Source organism: Pantoea anthophila (assembly GCF_006494375.1).
Classification (GTDB): domain Bacteria; phylum Pseudomonadota; class Gammaproteobacteria; order Enterobacterales; family Enterobacteriaceae; genus Pantoea; species Pantoea anthophila.
Genome location: NZ_VHIZ01000052.1, coordinates 112134 through 132196 on the forward strand (window position 1 = coordinate 112134; position 20063 = coordinate 132196).

Consider the following 20063-nt stretch of genomic DNA (forward strand, 5'->3'; position numbering starts at 1 on the left):
GTCCATGAAGGTGGTGAGTGGCCGCGGTTTATGTGAGCAGGATCGCAAATAATTCCGTCACGGACCAGAATTGGTATGATAACTTTGAGCCATACGTGGTTCAGCTGATGAGGATGTCTCTATGTCGCGTTTTATGACCGAGGATTTTTTACTGGATAGTGAATTCGCCCGTCGTCTCTACCACGACTATGCGAAGGATCAGCCGATTTTCGACTATCACTGCCACTTACCGCCGCAGCAGATTGCCGAAAATTATCGCTTTGCCAACCTTTATGACATCTGGCTGAAGGGCGATCACTACAAGTGGCGGGCGATGCGCGCCAACGGTGTGGCTGAGGCGTTCTGTACCGGGAACGCCAGCGATCGCGAGAAGTTTGATGCGTGGGCACGGACCGTACCGCACACCATCGGCAATCCGCTCTATCACTGGACGCACCTGGAGCTACGTCGTCCTTTCGGCATCACCGATACCCTGCTGTCTGAAAAAACCGCCGACAGCATCTGGCATCGCTGCAACGAGCTGCTGGCGCAGGACGCCTTTACCGCGCGTGGCATCATGCAGCAGATGAAGGTGAAAATGGTCGGCACTACGGACGATCCCCTGGATGACCTGCGCCATCATCGCGCCCTGGCAGAAGATGCCAGCTTCAGCGTGAAGGTGCTGCCGAGCTGGCGGCCGGATAAAGCCTTTAACATTGAAGCCGAAACCTTCCTGCCGTGGATCGGTGCGCTGGAGCAGCTGACCGACATCAGCGTGCAGCGTTTTGATGACCTGCGCCGGGCGCTGCATCAGCGGCTGGATCACTTTGCGGCGCACGGCTGTAAGGTGTCCGATCACGCACTGGATGTAGTCTGTTATGCCGACGCCGATGACGTCACGCTGGATAACATTCTGGCGCGCCGCCGCAGCGGCACCACGCCTACGCCACACGAGACGGCTCAGTTCAAAACCGCAGTGCTGGTCTGGCTGGGCAGCGAATATGCCCGTCGCGGCTGGGTGCAGCAGTATCACATTGGCGCGCTGCGCAACACGAACCCGCGTCAGTATCAGCTGCTGGGGCCGGACGTCGGTTTTGACTCGATCAACGATCAGCCGCTGGCCGAACCGCTGGCACGCCTGCTGGGCGCACAGAACCTCAATAACGCGCTGCCGAAAACCATTCTTTACTGCCTGAACCCGCGCGACAACGAAGTGCTGGCTACGATGGCGGGCAACTTCCAGGGCGAAGGAGAGGCGGGCAAAATGCAGTTCGGCTCCGCCTGGTGGTTCAACGACCAGCTGGATGGCATGCAGCGCCAGCTGACCCAGCTGTCGCAGATCGGACTGCTGAGTCGCTTTGTCGGAATGCTGACCGACAGCCGCAGCTTCCTCTCCTACACCCGCCACGAATATTTCCGCCGCCTGCTGTGTCAGATGATCGGTCGCTGGGTAGAGCAGGGTGAGGCGCCGGGCGATGAAGCCCTGTTAGGGCAGATGGTGCAGAACATCTGCTTTAACAACGCCCGCGATTACTTCGGCATTGAGCTGGGAGCCTGATGATGCAGAGGCTGAACCGCCGCGACTTTCCGGGCGCGCGCTATCGTGACCGGGTGATCCAGTTTGGCGAAGGCAATTTCCTGCGCGCCTTTATCGACTGGCAGATCGACTGGCTGAACGAGCATCAGGGCACTGATGCCGGGATCGTGGTGGTGCGGCCTCGCAACCGGGACGTCAGCGATACGCTGAATCAGCAGGAGGGACTCTACACCACGCTGATTCGCGGGCTGAACGCGCAGGGTGAGCCGGTCAGCGAAACCCGCCTCATCCGCAGTCTGAACCGTGAGATCCACCCTTATCAGCAGTTCGGCGACTTTATGGCGCTGGCGCAAAATCCTGACCTGCGCATGGTTTTCTCGAACACCACCGAGGCGGGTATCGCCTTTGCGGAGGCGGACCAGCTCACCGACCAGCCCGCCAGCAGCTTCCCGGGAAAACTGACGCAGCTGCTGTGGGCGCGCTACTCCCACTTTAATGGGGCCAGCGACCGTGGCTGGCTGGTGGTGCCGTGCGAGCTGATTGACCACAACGGCGACACGCTGCGTGAGCAGGTGCTGCGCTACGCCGATCACTGGCATCTGCCGACCGAATTTAAAAGCTGGGTGCATCAGCACTGCGCTTTCTATAACACCCTCGTCGACCGCATCGTCACCGGGTTCCCGGCGGAGAGTGAGCAGCTGCAAAGCGAGCTGGGCTATGAAGATCGCTATCTGGTGGCGGGCGAAGTCTACTACCAGTTTGTGATTCAGGGGCCGTCGGCGCTGTTCAGTGAACTGAAGCTGGAGGCGCTGTCGCCGCAGGTGCGGCATGTGGACAACATCGCGCCCTATAAAGCGCAGAAGGTGGCGATCCTGAATGGTGCCCATACCGCGATGGTGCCGGTGGCGTTTCTGGCCGGTCTGGAGAGCGTGGGCGAGGCGATGGCCGATCCGGCTATTGCCGGGTTTGTGGCGTCGTTACTGCGCGAGGATGTCATCCCAACGCTGGATCTGCCTGCTGCGGAGCTTCATGCCTTTGCCGATGCGGTTCTGCGCCGTTTTCGTAATCCCTTTATTCGCCATGCGCTGCTGTCGATTGCCCTGAACAGCATGACCAAATTCCGCACCCGTCTGCTGACGCCGCTGCTTACCGCACATCAGCAAACCGGGCAGTGGCCGGCGCACATTACCTTTGCGCTGGCGGCGCTGATCGCCTTTTATCGCGGCAGGCTTGCCGGAAAAGCGTGGCCGCTGCAGGATGATCCTCGCTGGTTACAGCGCTATGCCGATGCCTGGCAGGCGCAGGAGAGCGGCGCGATGTCGCTGCAGCAGCTGGTGGAGAACGTGCTCAGCGATGCGCAGCACTGGGGCGAAGATTTAACCCGTCAGCCCGGACTGGCTGAGACGGTTACCCGGCACCTGCAAAACATTACCGTCCACGGCGTTCGTGAGGCGCTGAGTCAACTGAGGTCACGCGATGCAAGACGCAATTAAAATCGATCCCCGCGACAATGTCGCCGTGGCGTTACGTGACTTAGCCGCGGGCGCGACGGTTGAGCTGCCACCACAGCGTGTGGTGCTGCACCAGGCCGTCGGGCGCGGGCATAAATTTGCCCTGCAGCCTGTCGGGCAGAATGAGTTGGTAATCAAATATGGCCTGCCGATTGGCCATGCCACGCAGCCGGTGGCGGCCGGAGAGCTGATCCACTCGCAGAATGCCCGCACCAATCTCAGCGATCTGGACCACTATGCTTATCAGCCCGACGTCGTGACGCTGCCGCCGCAGCGTGGCGATCGCGAGGTGCAGATCTACCGGCGCGCCAGTGGCGAGGTCGGCATCCGCAACGAGCTGTGGATCCTGCCCACCGTCGGCTGCGTCAACGGCATTGCGCGTCAGATCCTGCAGCGTTTCCTGCAGGAGACGCAGCAGGCGGAAGATATCGATGGCGCGTTCCTGTTCAGCCACACCTTTGGCTGTTCGCAGCTGGGGCAGGATCACGACAACACCCGCACCATGCTGCAAAACATGGTGCGGCATCCCAACGCGGGCGCAGTGCTGGTGATTGGTCTGGGGTGTGAGAACAATCAGGTCGACGTCTTCCGTGACACCCTCGGTGCTTTTGAAAGTGACCGGGTGGAATTTATGGTGTGCCAGCAGCATGACGATGAGGTGGAAGCCGGACTGGAACGTCTGCATGCGCTCTATCAGAAGATGCGTCACGATCGGCGTGAACCGGGCAGGCTCAGCGAGCTGAAGTTCGGGCTGGAGTGTGGCGGCTCGGACGGCTTCTCCGGCATCACGGCCAACCCGCTGCTGGGACGTTTCTCCGACCAGATGATCGCCAACGGCGGCACCACCGTGCTGACCGAGGTGCCGGAGATGTTTGGCGCGGAGCGGATTCTGATGAGCCGCTGTCGCGACGAGGAGACCTTCCATAAAACGGTCGCGATGATCAACGACTTCAAGCAGTACTTTATCGATCACCAGCAGCCGATCTATGAGAATCCCTCGCCGGGCAACAAGGCGGGTGGCATTACTACGTTGGAGGAAAAGTCGCTGGGGTGCACCCAGAAAGCGGGGCAGAGCCAGGTGGTCGATGTCCTGAAATATGGCGAGCGATTAACCACGCCGGGACTGAATCTGCTGAGTGCACCGGGCAACGATGCGGTCGCCACCAGCGCCCTGGCGGGTGCCGGATGCCACATGGTGCTGTTCAGTACCGGACGCGGCACGCCCTATGGGGGGTTTGTGCCTACGGTGAAGCTGGCGACGAATACGCCGCTGGCGGAGAAAAAACCGCACTGGATCGACTTTAATGCCGGACGGCTGATTGAAGGGATGAGCATGGAGGCGATGCTGGAAGATTTTGTCGATACCATCGTGGCGATTGCCAGCGGTCAGCCCACCAACAACGAAAAGAACGACTTCCGCGAGCTGGCGATTTTCAAAAGCGGGGTGACGCTCTGAAATCAACAAGCGATCCTGATCGTTCAGAACGCTCAAAAGCTCAGAGAGCGGATGGCTGAGTCCGAAGAGCAAAGCGTCCCGCGCCAGGGAAGGCGCGGGCCGAGCGAGCAGGGATGCGTAAAGCGACTTTGCGATCGGACTCTGCCATTCGCGAAGGGCAGAGGATTAACCGACGGTGATAACGATCTTAAGCCCGGCTGGTTTCGCGCTCCGCTTCTGCCTGACAGACAGCGGCGGTAAACAGAATATCCGTTGACGAGTTCAGCGCGGTTTCTGCCGAATCCTGCAGGACGCCGATAATAAAGCCGACAGCCACCACCTGCATCGCCAGGTCATTCGGAATACCAAACATGTTGCAGGCCACCGGGATCAGCAGCAGTGAACCGCCCGCCACACCCGATGCGCCACAGGCACAGAGGGAGGCCACCAGACTCAGCAGAATGGCAGTCGGCACATCAATGCTGATCCCCAGCGTATGCACCGCCGCCAGCGTCAGCACGGTAATGGTGATTGACGCGCCCGCCATACTGATGGTCGCGCCCAGCGGAATCGACACCGAATAGGTATCCTCATCCAGCTTCAGACGTTTCGCCAGCGCCATATTCACCGGAATGTTGGCGGCAGAACTGCGGGTAAAGAAGGCGGTGACGCCACTTTCGCGCAGGCAGGTGAAGACCAGCGGATAAGGGTTACGGCGGATCTTCCAGAACACCAGCAGCGGGTTCACCACCAGCGCCATCAGCACCATACAGCCCAGCAGCAGCGCCAGCAGATGCGCATACTGCCACAGCGCACCAAAGCCGGTGGAGGCCAGAATTGACGCCACCAGACCGAAAATACCGACAGGCGCACAGCGGATGACGCAGCGCACCAGCCAGGTCACGGCTTCGGACGCGTCATTAAGAAAGGCGCGGGTGGTGTCACTGCTGTGACGGAACGCCAGACCCAGACCAATCGCCCACACCAGAATACCGATATAGTTCGCCTGCATCAGCGCGGTGATCGGATTCGACACCATGCTCATCAGCAGCCCGTGCAGGACTTCCGTGATGCCGGAAGGGGGAACGATTTCGGTACTCCCGACCGCCAGCGTCAGCGTCTGCGGGATCAGATGGCTGAACAGCACCGCGACCACTGCCGCGAAAAAGGTGCTCAGCAGGTAGAGCATGATAATCGGCCGGATGTTGGTTTTCTGGCCCTGCTGGTGGTTCGCAATCGAGGCGATGACCAGCACCAGAACCAGTAAGGGAGCAACCGCTTTCAGCGCACTGACAAACAGTTCGCCCAGCAGGCCGACCGCTAACGCGGCATCGTGTGAGATCCAGGCGAGCGCGACACCGGCGACCAGCCCAATCATGATTTGCTTCACCAGGCTACCGGCGAGCAGCGTACCCAGACGTGCGGAGAGAGTTTTCTGCATAATAGTTTCTATATTTTGTCGCGAATGTAGTTTCAGGCGCGATGTTTTGCATCGGCTAAAACGGTTTGCCCGGCGGAGTATAAGGAAAAGATCGGACGAGAAAAGAGAAAGTTCTGCCGCTGTGGAGCGCGTCAGATTTTTATTATGCTGGATAGCGGAAGTGTGACAGAGGGATGAAATGGCGCGGCAGGCTGCCACAAAATAAAACAGGGGCATCCGCTGCCCCCGCAGGTAATTATGGTGCGAGCTTTTTCTGGTCTCTTTTGCGGTTAACCCAGGCATTAATCAGCAGGGTTGATGCCAGAATGAGACCGACCACACTCAGCGAGATGCCGACAGGGATGTGGTAGAGGTCGACAATCAGCATCTTAAAGCCGATGAACACCAGCACAATCGCCAGGCCATACTTCAGCATCGAGAAGCGCTCTGCCACGTTCGCCAGCAGGAAGTACATGGCACGCAGACCCAGAATGGCAAACAGGTTGGAGGTCAGGACGATGAACGGGTCGGTGGTGACGGCGAAGATCGCCGGAATACTGTCGACCGCAAAGATCACGTCGCTCAGCTCCACCATGATCAGTACCAGCAGCAGCGGTGTCGCAAACAGCACGCCGTTTTTGCGGGTAAAGAACTTCTCGCCGTCAAGATCGTCCGTCATGCGCAGATGCTTACGCAGCCAGCGCACCACCGGCTTGTCGCCTACTGCGCCATCATCCTCTTTCGCCAGCGCCATTTTCACCCCGGTAAACAGCAGGAAGGCACCGAACACATAGAGGATCCAGCTGAACTGGGTCACCAGCCAGCTACCGGCGAAAATCATGATGGTACGCAGCACGATAGCGCCTAATACCCCGTAGATCAGCACGCGACGCTGCAGGTTGGCCGGAATAGAAAAGTAGCTGAAGAGCATCAGCCAGACAAAGACGTTATCCACCGCCAGTGCTTTTTCCAGCACGTAACCGGTCAGGAAGGCGAGTGTCTGGGTGTTAGCCACTTCGCGTCCTGCGCTGCCTTCCAGATACCACCAGAAAGCGGCGCTGAACAGCAGTGAGACGGAAACCCAGATCAGCGACCAGATCGCCGCCTGTTTAAAAGACATGGTCTGCGCGCCGCGGCGTCCCTGCAACAGCAGGTCGATAGCCAGCATGATAAGCACCACAACCGCAAAGCTGCCCCAGAGTAAAGGTGTCCCCACAGTTTGCATATTCGTATCCTGTCTGAAAAATAAAAAAAACGGCTGAAGTCAGAAGACATCAGCCGCTTATTTTTGTGTAAGCAAACCTCGCCTTCCGGCAAGGTCTCACTTACAACACAGAAATTGATTCCGGGTTGCCTGACGACCGGATGCTTGCGCAACGTAGTGACGATCAATCAGATTACAAGTTACTCCCCTTTGCAGAAAGCTACGTTACGGTTTCACCGCCCAGGAAGCAACAGCTCGCAGACATATTTAGAAATATTTACACAACCCTCCGGTCGGCCGGGAAGATAACACCGGTCTGCTGACGGATTTCAGTCAGCAGTGCCGCCGTGGTGCGTGAGATCGCAAGCCCGGGATGCGCCACCAGACGCTGCGCCACCAGCCGGGCAAATTCGGCCGCTTCATAACGCATCGTGTTGCTATGCTGCGGCTGACTTAACACCTGCTTTTCTCCGCCGCGGGGTATAAAGGTCAGCTGCTGACACTCCGATAACTTCTCAATAAGCAGCGATCCGGCTTCTCCCTGAATCTCGCTGGGCAGGCTGGAGTCACTGACTTTCGAGTGCAGAATCGTCACGTCAAAATCGCCGTAGTCGAGCACCACCACCCCATGCCCGTCCACGCCGCTCTCAAGCAGGGTGGCGCTGGCCTGCACCCGCTGCGGCGCGCCCCACAGTGCTACCGCCGAGGCCAGGCAGTAATAACCGATATCCATGATTGAGCCGTTCGACCAGCGCGGATCAAAGGTATTGGGATTTTCACCGTTGAGATAGCGCGGGTAGCGCGATGAATACTGACAGTAACTCAGCAGGGCTTTCCGCATCCGCCCCACGGCGGGCAGTGCTGCTTTTAAATGCAGGAAATTGGGCAGGCTGGCCGTTTTGAACGCCTCAAACAGCACCACCTGATGTTCCCGGGCGCAGGCGATCATCTGCTCCGCCTCGGCCAGATTGGAAGCCAGCGGCTTTTCACAGATGACATGCTTGCCGTGCGACATAAACAGCAGTGCCTGCTGGCAGTGCAGGGCGTTAGGGCTGGCAAGATAGACCGCATCGATCGCCGGGCTGGCGGCCAGGGCCTCCAGCGAGGTAAAGGTTGCCTGGCAGGGATAGTCGGCGATAAAGGCGTCCGCCTGCTGCTGACTGCGCGAATAGACCGCACAGAGTTGCATCCCGCCGGTTTCATGCGCGGCATCAATAAACTGGCGTGTTATCCAGTTTGTTCCCACAATGGCAAAACGAATCACGTTTTCTCTCCGGCAGCGGTAAAGCGGCAGAGTAACATCTCTCCGGCGCGGTGCAATGGGGAGGGGCGGGCAGGGATTGATCCTGCGATCCCGATTCCAATACTATGCGGGAGCGATGAATGTCAGGCACCAACCAGGGAGCGCAGGTGAAAGCAAGTAAGCACGCATTAAACTGGACCACACTGCTGATCGCCATTCCGGTCGGATGTGCCGCATCGCTGGTGACGCTGGCTTTTCGCGGCGTGATTGAACTGATCAACCATCTGCTGTTTGCCCGCAGCGGGGAGATTAGCGGGTTATTGCCGCTCTGGCCGTGGATTTTCTGGCCGCTGCTGGTGGGGGCTGGCGGTGTGCTGGCGGGCTTTTTTCTGCGTTATGCGGTCGCCATTGAGCAGCAGCAGACGGTGAAAACCGACTATCTTGAGGTGATCAATGCCCGGCTCGATGCGGTGCCGACCCGAACCTCACTGTTCCGCGCCTTGTCCTCCATCGCCAGTATCGGCAGCGGCGCGTCGATAGGGAAAGAGGGGCCGATGGTGCAGCTTTCGGCGCTGTGCGGCAGCGCGATTGGCCGCCTGCTGCCCGCCTCGCTTAACCTGAAAAATAGTGACGTGGTGGCGATGGCGGCGGCGGCGGGGCTCTCATCGGTCTACCATGCGCCGCTGGCTTCGGCGATCTTCGTCGCCGAAATCGCCTTCGGCATCTCCGCCCTGCAGCGGCTGATCCCGCTGATTATCGCCTCCGCCACGGCGGTGATGACCATGTGGACGCTGGGCTTTCGCAGCGCGCTCTACCCGCTGGCGGAGGCGAACTTTGCCATGGATCTCAGCAGCCTGCTGATGACGGTGCTGATTGGTTTGTGCGCCGGGCTGGCGGGCTGGCTGCTGATTAAGTGTATTGCCCGCAGTAAAGCGCTGTTCAGCCGGGTCGCTTCCCTGCCGCTGCGCCTCGGTGCAGGCGGACTGGCCGTGGGCTTACTGGCACTGCTCTCGACCGATATCCTCGGCAACGGCTACGAAGTGATTGTGAAGGTAATGGCGGGCCACTATCTGCTGCCGGGCCTGCTGCTTCTGCTGCTGCTGAAAACCGTTGCCACCAGCCTCTCGGTGGGCTCGAATGCGGTCGGCGGGCTGTTTACGCCGTCACTGCTGATCGGCGCGCTGCTCGGCGTGATCCTGGCGACGCTGGGGGCGATGCTGCATCTGCCGCTCGGCAATGTGCTGCTCTATGCCGCCATCGGCATGGCGGCGGTGCTGGCGGCGGTCAGCCAGGCCCCGCTGATGGCGATGCTGATGGTGCTGGAGATGACCCTCAACAGCAGCCTGCTGTTTCCGCTGATGATCGCCACGGTGCTGGCCTCCATGGTGGTCTATCGGCTGCAATCGGCCAGCACCTACCCGGTAGTAAGCCATCACTTCAGCCGTTCAGAAGCGAAATATGATTTCGATAACATGCGCATTGCCGAGCTGATTATTCCCGGCGCGGCGTTGCAGCCGGAAGCGTCGGTGGGGCAGGCGCTGGCGGTCAGTTCACTGAAGCGCGAACGCTACGTCTATGTGATCAACGCCGGGGGGGCTTTCCTCGGCGTGGTCTCCATTCATGAGATTTCACGCCGGGTGCTGGCACAGGAGATTACCCTCGACTCGCCGGTGCAGTGCGTGATGGATCAGGATTTCCCGGTGATCTATCAGAACCAGAGCATGCGTGAAGGGTGGGAAGCCTTTGCCGCCGTCACGCTGGAGCGGTTGCCGGTGCTGAACAACCCCGCTGAGCGCCATTTTCAGGGCGCGCTGACCAAAACCAGTCTGATCCAGAAAGCGCAGGAGTTTCTTTAAGCCGCGTTGCCGCGCATCGCCTGGTCGGTCATCCAGAGCCGCGCATCAAATTCGAGCTGGTGGTAATCCGGCTCCATATGGCAGCAGAGCTGGTAAAACGCCTTATCGTGATCTTTCTCTTTCAGGTGAGCCAGCTCATGCACCACGATCATGCGCAGAAAAGGCTCCGGCGCGAGGCGGAAAAAGGTGGAGATACGGATTTCCGCTTTTGCCCGCAGTTTGCCGCCCTGCACGCGCGAGATAGCGGTATGCAGCCCCAGCGCATGCTTCATCACTTTAATTTTGTTGTCCCACACCACCTTACTGATCGGCGGCGCGTTGCGCATAAAGCGGTTTTTCAGCGCCTGAGTGTAGTCATACAGCGCCTTATCGCTCACGACATCGTGGGTATCGGGATAGCGCTCCTGCAGAAACGCGCCTAAGCGCTGATGGGTAATCAGGGTCTGCACCTGCTCAAGAAGGGGAGCAGGATAACCCTGAAGGTAGATGAGTGAGGACATTAGGGATTCCAGGCGAAAAAGAGTATACTGCGCGCCCTTTTTATCGGGGCGAAAATTAATCAAAGTGTACCACGCCGGAGAATTCATGAGCCAACTTGAACTGAACGATCGCACACTGATCCTGCATCGCTTCCCGCAGATGCGTGACGAAAGTCCATTACAAGCCTGGGATGCGGCTGATGAGTATCTGTTGCAGCAGGCGCTGCCAGAGGGGCCGGTGCTGGTATTCAACGACAGTTTTGGTGCCTTAACCTGTGGTCTCAATCCGCGTCCCGTCTGGCACGTCAGCGACTCCTGGCTGAGCCAGCAGGCCGCCCGGCAGAACCTCTCTTTCAACGGGATGGATGACAGCGACGTCCACTTTATTGACAGCCTGGCGGCGCTGCCTGCTTCCCCGGCGGCGGTGCTGATTAAAGTGCCGAAGACGCTGGCGCTGCTGGAGCATCAGCTGCGCGCGATTCGTGAAGTGGTGACCCCGGAGACGGTGATTCTGGCGGCGGCCCGCGCCAAAGAGATCCATAACTCCACCCTGCAGCTGTTTGAACAGATCATCGGCGAGACGAAAACCTCGCTGGCGTGGAAAAAAGCGCGGCTGATCTTCAGTCAGTTCAGCCAGCCTGCCCTGCGCGAAGCCCGTCCCACGCAGGTCTGGCCGCTGGATGGCACCCCTTATCAGATCCACAATTACGCCAACGTTTTCTCGCGCAGCTCGCTGGATATCGGCGCACGCCTGTTTGTGCAGCATCTGCCGGAAAATATCGAAGGCGAGATTGTCGATCTGGGCTGCGGTAACGGCGTGGTGGGGCTGATGGCGCTGGCACAGAACCCGCAGGCTGAGGTGCATTTTCTGGATGAGTCCTACATGGCGGTCGCCTCCAGCCAGCTTAACGTGGAAGTGAACCGTCCGGAGGATCTGTCACGCTGTCAGTTCCTGGTCAACAACGTGCTGAGCGGCTATCCCTCGGACCGGCTGCACGCGGTGCTGTGCAACCCACCGTTTCACCAGCAGCACGCCGTCACCGATCACCTGGCGTGGCAGATGTTCCGTGATGCCAAACGCTGTCTGCAATATGGCGGCGAATTGCGCATCGTCGGCAACCGCCACCTCGACTATCACCAGAAGCTGAAAAAGCTGTTCGGCAACTGCACGCTGGTCGCCTCTAACCAGAAGTTTGTAGTGCTGCGCGCAGTGAAAATGCGCTAGTCAGACACGCAGCGCCAGCGCGGTCGCCTGTGCGATGGCGCGGCGCGCATCCAGTTCCTGTGCCACATCGGCACCGCCGATCACCGTCACCTTCTGTCCCCGTGCACGCAGCGCCGCTTCCAGTTCGCGCTGCGGCTCCTGTCCGGCGCAGATAATCACATTATCGACCGCCAGCAGCAGGGTTTCACCGTTGCGCCGCAGGTGCAGCCCGCGATCGTCAATCGCCAGATACTCCACGCCGCCCCACATCTCCACGCCGCGCGCCTGCAGACTGGCCCGGTGGATCCAGCCGGTGGTTTTTGCCAGCCCGGCGCCGGGTTTGCCTGTGCGGCGCTGCAGCAGCCAGATCTGCCGTAATGCGGCGGGCGGCTCGGGGGCCACCACACCACCGCGCTGCGTCAGGCTCTGATCGATACCCCACTCAGCGTAAAAGGCCGCGCGATCCGCGTCATGCGAAGGCTGCGACAGAAACTCAGCCACATCAAAACCGATGCCACCGGCTCCGATAATCGCCACGCTTTTCCCCACCGGACGCCCATCGCGCAGCACCTCAAGGTAGCTCAGGACGCTAGGGTGATCGATGCCCGGAATATCCGGCGTGCGTGGCTGAATGCCGGTGGCCAGCACCACCTCATCGGCATCACCCAGCCCCTCGGCTGTGACCCGGCAGCCGGTCCTGACCGTCACCCCGGCGGCCGCCAGCTGGTGGCGGAAATAGCGCAGGGTTTCACTGAACTCCGCTTTGCCGGGGATCAGCCGGGCAATATTGAACTGGCCGCCGATATCGGCGGCGGCTTCATACAGCGTCACCTGATGTCCGCGCCCGGCCGCCTGCAGGGCAAAGGCCATTCCGGCCGGGCCACCCCCGACCACCGCCAGCCTGCGCGGAGCGCGACTGGGGATAACCGGCATCAGCGACTCGTGGCAGGCGCGCGGATTGACCAGGCAGGAGGTGATCTTTCCGGCGAACACCTGGTCGAGGCAGGCCTGATTACAGGCGATGCAGGTGTTAATGCTGTCCGGTTCGCCGCGCTGCGCTTTGCTGACAAAGGCGGCATCGGCGAGAAAAGGGCGCGCCATCGACACCATATCGGCGCAGCCTGACTGCAGCAGCTCTTCGGCGACGGCGGGGTGGTTGATGCGGTTAGTGGCGATGACCGGCACCGACACGTGAGCACGCAGGCGCTGCGTGACCCAGGCAAAGGCCGCGCGCGGCACGCAGGTGGCGATGGTCGGGATGCGCGCTTCATGCCAGCCGATACCGGTATTGAACAGCGTGACCCCACACCGCTCCAGCTCGCCCGCCAGCAGCAGCGTCTCCTCCAGCGTGCTGCCCTCTTTGATCAGATCGAGCATCGACAGCCGGAAGATAATGATAAAACGGTCGCCGGTGGCGGCGCGCACCGCGCGGGTGACCGCCAGGGCAAACTGCATTCGCTGGCGGAAGTCGCCGCCCCAGCGGTCGCTGCGCTGGTTGGTGTGCTTCACCAGGAACTGATTAATCAGGTAGCCTTCAGAGCCCATGATCTCGACGCCGTCGTAGCCGGCCTCTCGGGCCAGGCGGGCGCAGCGCGCAAAGTCATCAATAGTCTGTTCAATCGCCGCCTCGCTCATCGCCTGGGGCGTAAACGGATTGATCGGCGCCTGAAGGGCTGAGGGTGCGACCAGATCGGGCTGATAGCTGTAACGGCCAGTGTGCAGGATCTGCAGGGCGATTTTGCCCTGATGCTGATGAACGGCATCGGTAATCTGCCGGTGCCAGTGACACTGCGTCTCCTCTGTCAGCATCGCGCCGTGAGCGGTGGTAACGCCCTGCGCATTAGGGGCAATGCCGCCGGTGACAATCAGCGCGACGCCTTCGCGCGCCCGCTCGCCATAGAAAGCCGCCAGCCGGGCTGCGCCATCCGGGTGCTCTTCCAGGCCGGTGTGCATGGAGCCCATCAGGAAACGGTTTTTCAGTCGGGTAAAACCCAGGTCCAGCGGCCTGAACAGCGCGGGATAGTCGGAATGGACGGCCATGATCAGCACTCACGATAAAGTGGTCGGATGAGTTAACTCTAGCCATTTCTGTGTTAAAAAAAAGTGAAAGAGTGTCAGGGTGTGAGTGAAATCAACATCAGCCGCGACAGGCCGTGCGTCCGCCGTGGCCGATTTTCAGGGCGGGCGCGATTATCGCCGCCGGATCCAGGAGTAGCGGGAGTGATAGCCGCTGCCCGTATGGGTGTTGAAGCGGTAGCTTGAACCGCTCTCGGCCATACAGTAGGTGCAGACGCCGACATTATCAATCTGCGCAGCCGGAACGCCCGCATCGACCAGCATCTGCGTCGCCAGCGCCGGCAGATCGAACCAGACACCCTGCTGACGCGCCGTCGCCTGCGGGCGCTGAGCCTCACCATTGACCGGCTGCTGCCTGTGCCAGCGCAGCCCGTGGGCCAGCGCCGGATTCCGGGCGATCTCCGCCAGCTGAGGCTCGGCCAGCTCATAACAGCAGGGGCCGAGTGCCGGGCCGATCGCCACGACCAGATTCTCTGGCGCGCTGCCCTGTTCGCACAGTTTTTCCACGGCGCGGATCAGCACGCCCGCCAGCGTGCCTTTCAGTCCGGCATGCACCGCCGCCACGATGCGCTGCTGAGGATCGGCGATCAGCACCGGCAGGCAGTCAGCGGTATACACCGCCACCGGGCGCGTCCCGCTGCTGATAATGCCATCCGACTCGCAGCTTTTGGATGGGGTGTTTTCGACGTCGAAGACGACCGTGGCACTGTGGCGCTGATGCCCCCAGGCGCCGTCGGCGGGCGGTGGCTCACCGGCGGGCTGAAAGGCATAATCCACCCAGTCCAGCGAGTCGAGCAACGGCGAGCGCGGGATAACGGCCATAGGAATCTCCTGTGATAACAGCGTGCATTGGGCTGCCAACAGCTTACGTTAACTGCTACATTTTTGAAGCGTCTCCTCAGCCCTTTCTCACCTTAAGGATGAAATGATGAAAACCTCCGCAAAACTTGCCGCCTCCGGACTGGTTGCCCTGCTGCTGACCGGCTGCGCCTCCTCGTCACACCAGACCGCTCAGCAGCAGCTCGGGCAGCAGTCGGTGCTGGCGGTCAACTGGTTCCAGCAGTCCGGCGAATATCAGGCGCTGACCTGGCAGGCGTTCAACACCGCACGCATGGCGTTCGATCAGGCGCCGTCGCTGACCGGCAAACCGAAAGCCGTAATTGTCGATCTGGACGAAACCATGCTGGATAACAGCGCCTACAGCGCCTGGCAGGCGAAAAACGGTCAGCCGTTCAGCAGCAAGAGCTGGTCAGCCTGGACCCAGGTGCGACAGGCGAAAGCGGTGCCCGGCGCGGTCGAGTTTGCACGCCACGTCACCCAGAACGGCGGCACACTGTTCTATGTGTCGAACCGCGATCAGAAAGATTACGCCGCCACGGTGGCGAATATGCAGCAGCTCGGTTTTCCTGACGTCAGTGAAAAAACGGTGCGCCTGAATACCGACAGCTCCAACAAGCAGGCGCGTTTCGATGCCATCAAAAATGCGGGCTACAATGTGGTGCTCTACGTGGGCGATAACCTCAACGATTTCGGCGGAGCGACCTGGCATCAGGGCAATCAGCAGCGTCGCGATTTTGTGAATCTCAATCATCAGCAGTTTGGCACGCAGTTCATCGTGCTGCCGAACCCGCTTTACGGCGACTGGGAGAGCGGTATGGCGGAGAATTACAATAAGCTGACGCCGGATCAGCAGCTCTCCGTGCGGGAATCGCGCCTGCAAAGCTGGAACGGTAAATAATTCGTCAAGAAAAAGAGCCTGACCCGTTCAGGCTCTGTTAAATTCTGGTCCTGATTTACTTTCCGCTGTCACTATTTTGCTGCGAATCAAATTAATCATCTCTCGCTTTATTCTTATCTCAAAGCAGGCGTATTTGACTGGCTCTTTACTATTAAGATGGTTGATTGTGCTAATGGTTAATTTTTTAATTAAGAGTAATCCTGGTAAAAGTGGGGCGAACGGGCAGGGTGAAAAAAAGCCATGCGGTTAGTGTTTGTATTTATTTGTCAGCAATAAATTAAGCCTTTTATTTTATATTTTTTAACTAACTGATATATCTTATTTTAATCTTCGCTGTTTATGTGCCCTCATTTTTCTCCTGCTGAATTAAATTTACTTTCTTCTGACTCTTGCTGACGTTTAATTGACAAATCACGCCATGTTAAAGCGTTGTGAAATATTGCTCGTGCATTGGCAATGGTTAACGTCTATAACCTTTTTCTGTGACTTGGTTCTTATTTACCTGGCGGCTCTCACGCTATTTGTGAGCCGATACACTTTGTGATCAGCCAGGATGCGACATCCCGGTAGTAGAGAGAAGATGAATGTGACGACACTTAAACCCTTATTAGCGAAAAATCGCAGTTGGGCATTACAGCGCCGCCAGCGTAATCCAGACTATTTCAAAAAATCCCTTCATCAGCAAAAACCGCACTCGCTCTGGATTGGCTGTTCAGACAGCCGTGTTCCGGCCGAAGTGCTGACCGGCTCCCACCCAGGCGAACTCTTTGTGCACCGCAATATCGCCAACATGGTGCTGGAGGAGGATGACAATCTGCTGAGCGTGCTGCAATACGCGCTCTTCTTTCTCAACGTGAAACGCATCGTGCTCAGCGGCCATTACGGCTGCGGCGGGGTAGAAGCCGCACAGAACCTGCCAGGCAGCGTGCTGGAAGGGCAGGACACCGCACTGGGAAGGCGTATTCAGCGGCTGCGTGATGACATTCAGCAGGGGCTGGCCGAGGAAGGGCCAGCAGACGCCACCCCCGATGAACAACGCGATCGGCTGGTTGAAGCCAACGTTAAAGCGCAATTCGCCAGGCTGGTGAAGTCTGAGCCGGTCAGGCAAATCTGGCAATCGGGCCAGGAACTGGAGGTGTTTGGTTGTGTTTATGACCTGCGCTCCGGCCATCTCAAAGAGCTGATTCATCAATCTTCAGAGGAGCCTTCATGATGAATTCTGATACCCTGCGCCGCGACATCCCGGCGGGTCTGGTGGTTTTCCTGGTGGCTTTACCGCTCTGTCTGGGTATCGCTCAGGCCAGCGGGCTGCCGCCGTTTGCCGGTCTGCTGACCGGGGTGATTGGCGGTCTGGTCGTCACCTCGTTAAGTCCCTCCCGCTTTGCCGTCAGCGGTCCGGCGGCGGGTCTGGTCACTATCGTTGTCGCCTCGATGGCGACGCTGGGCAGCTTCTCCGCCTTCCTCACCGCGCTGATTATCGCCGGGGCATTGCAGTGCCTGTTGGGTCTGCTGCGCGCCGGACGGTTTATCTCGCTGGTGCCGGGCAGCGTGATTAAAGGCATGCTGGCGGCGATTGGCCTGCTGCTGATCATGCAGCAGATCCCGGTGGCGCTGGGCGCGGCGGGCGATGCGGAGCTGGTTTCGCTGGTGAATGGGCAGATGACCTTCTCACTGCCGTCGATTGTCGTGGCGGCGGTCGGTTTAGCCATTCTATGCCTCTGGACAACCGCCCCGATCAAACGTATTAAGGCGCTGGCCTGGATCCCTGGGCCGCTGATTGCGGTGCTGGTCGGCTGCGTCGCCACGGTGGCAGGCGGAAGGCTGTTCCCGGAGATGGCGCAGGGGCTGGCACGCATCTCGCTGCCCGCCTTCGACAGCGTCTCTGCGCTGGTGGCTGAGCTGGAAACGCCTGACTGGATGGCCTGGCAGAATCCGCAGGTCTGGGTCGTCGCCGTGACGCTGGCTCTGGTTGCCAGCCTGGAAACCCTGCTGAGTCAGGAAGCGCTGAAAAAGCTGCGTCCGCAGACGCCCGCGCCGTCGCCCAACAAAGAGATGTTCGCTCAGGGTATCGGTAATCTGACCGCCGGTTTTCTGGGCGCAATGCCGATAACGGCGGTGATCGTGCGCAGTTCGGTCAACGTCAGCGCGGGGGCGCAGACAAAGCTCTCCATCTTCATTCACGGTGTGCTGCTGCTGATCTGCGGCATGTGGTTCAGTGAGATGCTGAACGCCATTCCCCTGGCCAGCCTGGCCGCGGTGCTGCTCTACACCGGCTATAAACTGGCAACCCCAAAACTCTTTGTCGAACAGTTCCGGATGGGGGCCCAGCAGTACGTGCCGTTCCTGGCGACCATCGTCGGCATTATTACGCTGGGGATGCTGGTCGGCATCGGCATCGGTATCGCCACGCAGATCCTCTACAGCATCTATAAAAGCCATCGCAACGCGCTGCAGCTCACCCGTTATGACGATCACTACGTCCTGCGCTTTCAGCAGAACCTGACGTTTATGCACAACCCAAAGCTGCAGGGATTGCTGGATGAGATCCCGGAGAACAGCGTGGTGATTATCGATAATGACAATGCGGAATATATCGATCCCGATGTGAAAGCGGTGCTGAAAGATTTTGGCGACAACGCGGACAAGCGCGGCATCCGCCTGAGTCAGTGGCCGGTGGCCGTAAAATAGCCCGAAGCGCAACGGCAGCATCAGCAGAAGAGCAAAAATCGGATATCTCGGATAGCCGATTTTTTTACTGGCGGGGCATAATAAAGCCCCGTTTTCTGCTGTCATCTGCTGTGCTTACCCGGCGCCGGGGCATTTTATTGAGTTAGCCCATGAAGTGGGGTTTTATCGCAGGATGACATTGAGGGCATTCAGGATTTAATCATTCTGACACCACGCGCCTGTTCAGGCTGGCGTGGAGAGCCAGCCTCACCGCGATAAGGTCCGGACGCATGCGCACACCGCTGTTTGAAGAGCACAACGCAAAGAAGAACGCAGTTTTGCTGTTTTTAATCACGCTGCTGTTTTGTTTTATCGGCGGACATCTGCGCTTTCCCAAAGAGCTCTCTCTCTTCTGGCCGGTTAATGCGATCGTGACGGGCGTCATCGTCCGCTATCCCTTTCTGCACCGGGGCCGCTACTACCTGGCTATCCTGGCCGCCATGGTGTTCAACGACACCGTTTTTTCGGGCTGGGCGTTCTCAGCGTTAACCCTTAACGTGGCGAATGTGCTGTTTGTGCTGGTGGCGGTGACGCTGCTGGTGAGGCATCTCCAGCACGATTCCGGCAGTGAACGGATTACCAGCGTGCTGCGAATCTTCCCGGCCTGCCTGCTGGCGGCGTTCACCTGTGCCAGCTGGGGGGCGCTGGCGCAGCAGGCTGATTTTGATACCGGGCTGGCGGTGGCATGGGCTGACTGGTTCAGCGAGCAGTTCTCCACCGGGCTGATGCTGCTGCCGTTTTTGCTGACCCGCGACTGGTCGTCGCTGTCGCCCCGCCAGTTTCTGCACATCCGCAAGCTGCTCCCGGTTATCGCCGTGGCGGGTTCGCTGACAATCGGGGCGATGATGGGTGGCGCGGGCAGCCTGACGTTCCCGGTTCCTGCGCTGATCTGGTGTGCGGTGGTGTTGCCCATGCCGCTGACCAGCCTGGTGATTTTGCTGACCGGCATTACCGAAATTATCCTGGTGTCGCACGGCGTGATGAACATTCAGGGCAGCGACGCGATGCTGCCGCTTAACCATCTCACTTCGGCCCGTCTGGGGGTAGCGACCATCTCCATCAGCCCGCTGATCGTGGCCGCGAGTATGGATGCGATCCGCCAGCTTAACCAGCGCCTGGCGCTGCGGGCGAATTACGACTTCCTGACCCGGCTGCTGTCGCGCTCCGGTCTCTATGAAAGCCTGCGCAGTGAACCCATCTTCCCTGAACGCAAAGCGGGCGTTATCCTGCTGGATGTCGACTACTTCAAAGCCATTAACGACAATTTCGGTCACGATGCGGGCGACAGCGTGCTGGAAGAGATCGCGCGCCGGATGCAGCGGGTGGTGGGCAAAGCGGGACGCATCTGCCGTTTTGGCGGCGAGGAGTTTGTGGTGGTGCTGTTCGATCAGAACCCGGAGAGACTCTATTTTCTGGCTGAGAATATCCGGCAGACGATGGCGAAAGAGAAGTTCTGGCTGCAGGGGAATACCGTGACGGTGACCGTCAGTCTGGGACTGGCGCATGACAGCGCCGCTGAGGCGACGGAGTGGCCCCCCGTCATCAACCGGCTGATCTCAGCGGCAGATAAAAACCTCTATCTGTCGAAACGCAACGGCCGCAACCAGACCTCACCGGTTAACTACCGTACCTTCACCAGCGACGTGGCCTGACG

General features: G+C 59.4%; 15 protein-coding genes. 9 read left to right on the forward strand and 6 right to left on the reverse strand.

Annotated elements, in window-relative coordinates; all coding sequences use genetic code 11:
* Nucleotides 1-121: 121 nt before the first annotated feature.
* The 3 genes from uxaC to FJW00_RS15885 are packed head-to-tail and all read left to right on the forward strand — an operon-like array spanning nt 122 to nt 4483.
* The gene (gene uxaC, locus FJW00_RS15875) at nt 122-1537 is read left to right on the forward strand and encodes a glucuronate isomerase (protein ID WP_009087351.1); all 1416 of its coding nucleotides are present in this window, start codon (nt 122-124) and stop codon (nt 1535-1537) included.
* 2 nt (nt 1538-1539) lie between these two features.
* On the forward strand, nt 1540-3009 hold the full coding sequence (locus tag FJW00_RS15880) for a tagaturonate reductase (protein ID WP_140925021.1): 1470 nt from the start codon (nt 1540-1542) through the stop codon (nt 3007-3009).
* A complete protein-coding gene (locus tag FJW00_RS15885) occupies nt 2993-4483 on the forward strand; it encodes a UxaA family hydrolase (protein ID WP_111208117.1) in 1491 nt (496 codons plus the stop codon). Before FJW00_RS15880 ends, FJW00_RS15885 begins: the two co-directional genes overlap by 17 nt.
* A gap of 187 nt (nt 4484-4670) precedes the next feature.
* Here FJW00_RS15885 and sstT read toward each other — a convergent pair whose 3' ends face one another.
* The 3 genes from sstT to FJW00_RS15900 all read right to left on the reverse strand — a co-directional run bounded on the left by sstT (nt 4671) and on the right by FJW00_RS15900 (nt 8350).
* A complete protein-coding gene (sstT, locus tag FJW00_RS15890; RefSeq protein WP_111208118.1) occupies nt 4671-5903 on the reverse strand; it encodes a serine/threonine transporter SstT in 1233 nt (410 codons plus the stop codon).
* A 235-nt stretch (nt 5904-6138) separates the two neighbouring features.
* Nucleotides 6139-7107: a TerC family protein gene (locus FJW00_RS15895; RefSeq protein WP_009087344.1), complete on the reverse strand. Its 969-nt coding sequence runs from the start codon at nt 7105-7107 to the stop codon at nt 6139-6141.
* A gap of 256 nt (nt 7108-7363) precedes the next feature.
* Nucleotides 7364-8350: a Gfo/Idh/MocA family protein gene (locus tag FJW00_RS15900; RefSeq protein ID WP_140924889.1), complete on the reverse strand. Its 987-nt coding sequence runs from the start codon at nt 8348-8350 to the stop codon at nt 7364-7366.
* 146 nt (nt 8351-8496) lie between these two features.
* Here FJW00_RS15900 and FJW00_RS15905 point away from each other — a divergent pair, with 146 nt between their 5' ends.
* Entirely contained in the window at nt 8497-10185 is a 1689-nt protein-coding gene (locus FJW00_RS15905) for a chloride channel protein (protein ID WP_140925023.1), read from the forward strand.
* On the opposite strand, the gene FJW00_RS15910 is transcribed toward FJW00_RS15905, so the two are convergent.
* Nucleotides 10182-10685, reverse strand: coding sequence for a M48 metallopeptidase family protein (locus FJW00_RS15910; RefSeq protein WP_009087337.1), 504 nt, complete (start codon nt 10683-10685; stop codon nt 10182-10184). The two genes, FJW00_RS15905 and FJW00_RS15910, sit on opposite strands and share 4 nt — an antisense overlap.
* 85 nt (nt 10686-10770) lie before the next feature.
* Here FJW00_RS15910 and rlmG point away from each other — a divergent pair, with 85 nt between their 5' ends.
* Nucleotides 10771-11889 carry a 23S rRNA (guanine(1835)-N(2))-methyltransferase RlmG gene (gene rlmG / locus FJW00_RS15915; protein WP_058956445.1) on the forward strand — a complete coding sequence of 373 codons (1119 nt, stop codon included), beginning with the start codon at nt 10771-10773 and terminating at the stop codon, nt 11887-11889.
* On the opposite strand, the gene FJW00_RS15920 is transcribed toward rlmG, so the two are convergent.
* Nucleotides 11890-13908: an NADPH-dependent 2,4-dienoyl-CoA reductase gene (locus FJW00_RS15920; RefSeq protein ID WP_140924891.1), complete on the reverse strand. Its 2019-nt coding sequence runs from the start codon at nt 13906-13908 to the stop codon at nt 11890-11892.
* A 150-nt stretch (nt 13909-14058) separates the two neighbouring features.
* Nucleotides 14059-14766, reverse strand: coding sequence for a purine nucleoside phosphorylase YfiH/LACC1 family protein (locus tag FJW00_RS15925; RefSeq protein WP_140924893.1), 708 nt, complete (start codon nt 14764-14766; stop codon nt 14059-14061).
* A 106-nt stretch (nt 14767-14872) separates the two neighbouring features.
* Here FJW00_RS15925 and FJW00_RS15930 point away from each other — a divergent pair, with 106 nt between their 5' ends.
* From FJW00_RS15930 to FJW00_RS15945, 4 genes are all read left to right on the forward strand, one after another.
* Nucleotides 14873-15682: a 5'-nucleotidase, lipoprotein e(P4) family gene (locus tag FJW00_RS15930; RefSeq protein ID WP_140924896.1), complete on the forward strand. Its 810-nt coding sequence runs from the start codon at nt 14873-14875 to the stop codon at nt 15680-15682.
* A 580-nt stretch (nt 15683-16262) separates the two neighbouring features.
* A complete protein-coding gene (locus FJW00_RS15935) occupies nt 16263-16895 on the forward strand; it encodes a carbonic anhydrase (protein WP_033736060.1) in 633 nt (210 codons plus the stop codon).
* The gene (locus FJW00_RS15940; RefSeq protein ID WP_009087324.1) at nt 16895-18370 is read left to right on the forward strand and encodes a SulP family inorganic anion transporter; all 1476 of its coding nucleotides are present in this window, start codon (nt 16895-16897) and stop codon (nt 18368-18370) included. Before FJW00_RS15935 ends, FJW00_RS15940 begins: the two co-directional genes overlap by 1 nt.
* Before the next feature lie 269 nt (nt 18371-18639).
* Nucleotides 18640-20061 (forward strand): GGDEF domain-containing protein, encoded by a 1422-nt coding sequence (locus FJW00_RS15945; protein WP_140924898.1) that lies wholly within the window; start codon nt 18640-18642, stop codon nt 20059-20061.
* Nucleotides 20062-20063 lie beyond the last annotated feature (2 nt).

Bases quoted from the DNA above. Each gene is read 5' to 3' on its own strand.
- uxaC (WP_009087351.1), top strand. From the start codon at position 122: ATGTCGCGTTTTATGACCGAGGATTTTTTACTGGATAGTGAATTCGCC.
- FJW00_RS15880 (WP_140925021.1), top strand. From the start codon at position 1,540: ATGCAGAGGCTGAACCGCCGCGACTTTCCGGGCGCGCGCTATCGTGAC.
- FJW00_RS15885 (WP_111208117.1), top strand. From the start codon at position 2,993: ATGCAAGACGCAATTAAAATCGATCCCCGCGACAATGTCGCCGTGGCG.
- sstT (WP_111208118.1), bottom strand. From the start codon at position 5,903: ATGCAGAAAACTCTCTCCGCACGTCTGGGTACGCTGCTCGCCGGTAGC.
- FJW00_RS15895 (WP_009087344.1), bottom strand. From the start codon at position 7,107: ATGCAAACTGTGGGGACACCTTTACTCTGGGGCAGCTTTGCGGTTGTG.
- FJW00_RS15910 (WP_009087337.1), bottom strand. From the start codon at position 10,685: ATGTCCTCACTCATCTACCTTCAGGGTTATCCTGCTCCCCTTCTTGAG.
- rlmG (WP_058956445.1), top strand. From the start codon at position 10,771: ATGAGCCAACTTGAACTGAACGATCGCACACTGATCCTGCATCGCTTC.
- FJW00_RS15920 (WP_140924891.1), bottom strand. From the start codon at position 13,908: ATGGCCGTCCATTCCGACTATCCCGCGCTGTTCAGGCCGCTGGACCTG.
- FJW00_RS15925 (WP_140924893.1), bottom strand. From the start codon at position 14,766: ATGGCCGTTATCCCGCGCTCGCCGTTGCTCGACTCGCTGGACTGGGTG.
- FJW00_RS15930 (WP_140924896.1), top strand. From the start codon at position 14,873: ATGAAAACCTCCGCAAAACTTGCCGCCTCCGGACTGGTTGCCCTGCTG.
- FJW00_RS15935 (WP_033736060.1), top strand. From the start codon at position 16,263: ATGAATGTGACGACACTTAAACCCTTATTAGCGAAAAATCGCAGTTGG.
- FJW00_RS15940 (WP_009087324.1), top strand. From the start codon at position 16,895: ATGAATTCTGATACCCTGCGCCGCGACATCCCGGCGGGTCTGGTGGTT.
- FJW00_RS15945 (WP_140924898.1), top strand. From the start codon at position 18,640: ATGCGCACACCGCTGTTTGAAGAGCACAACGCAAAGAAGAACGCAGTT.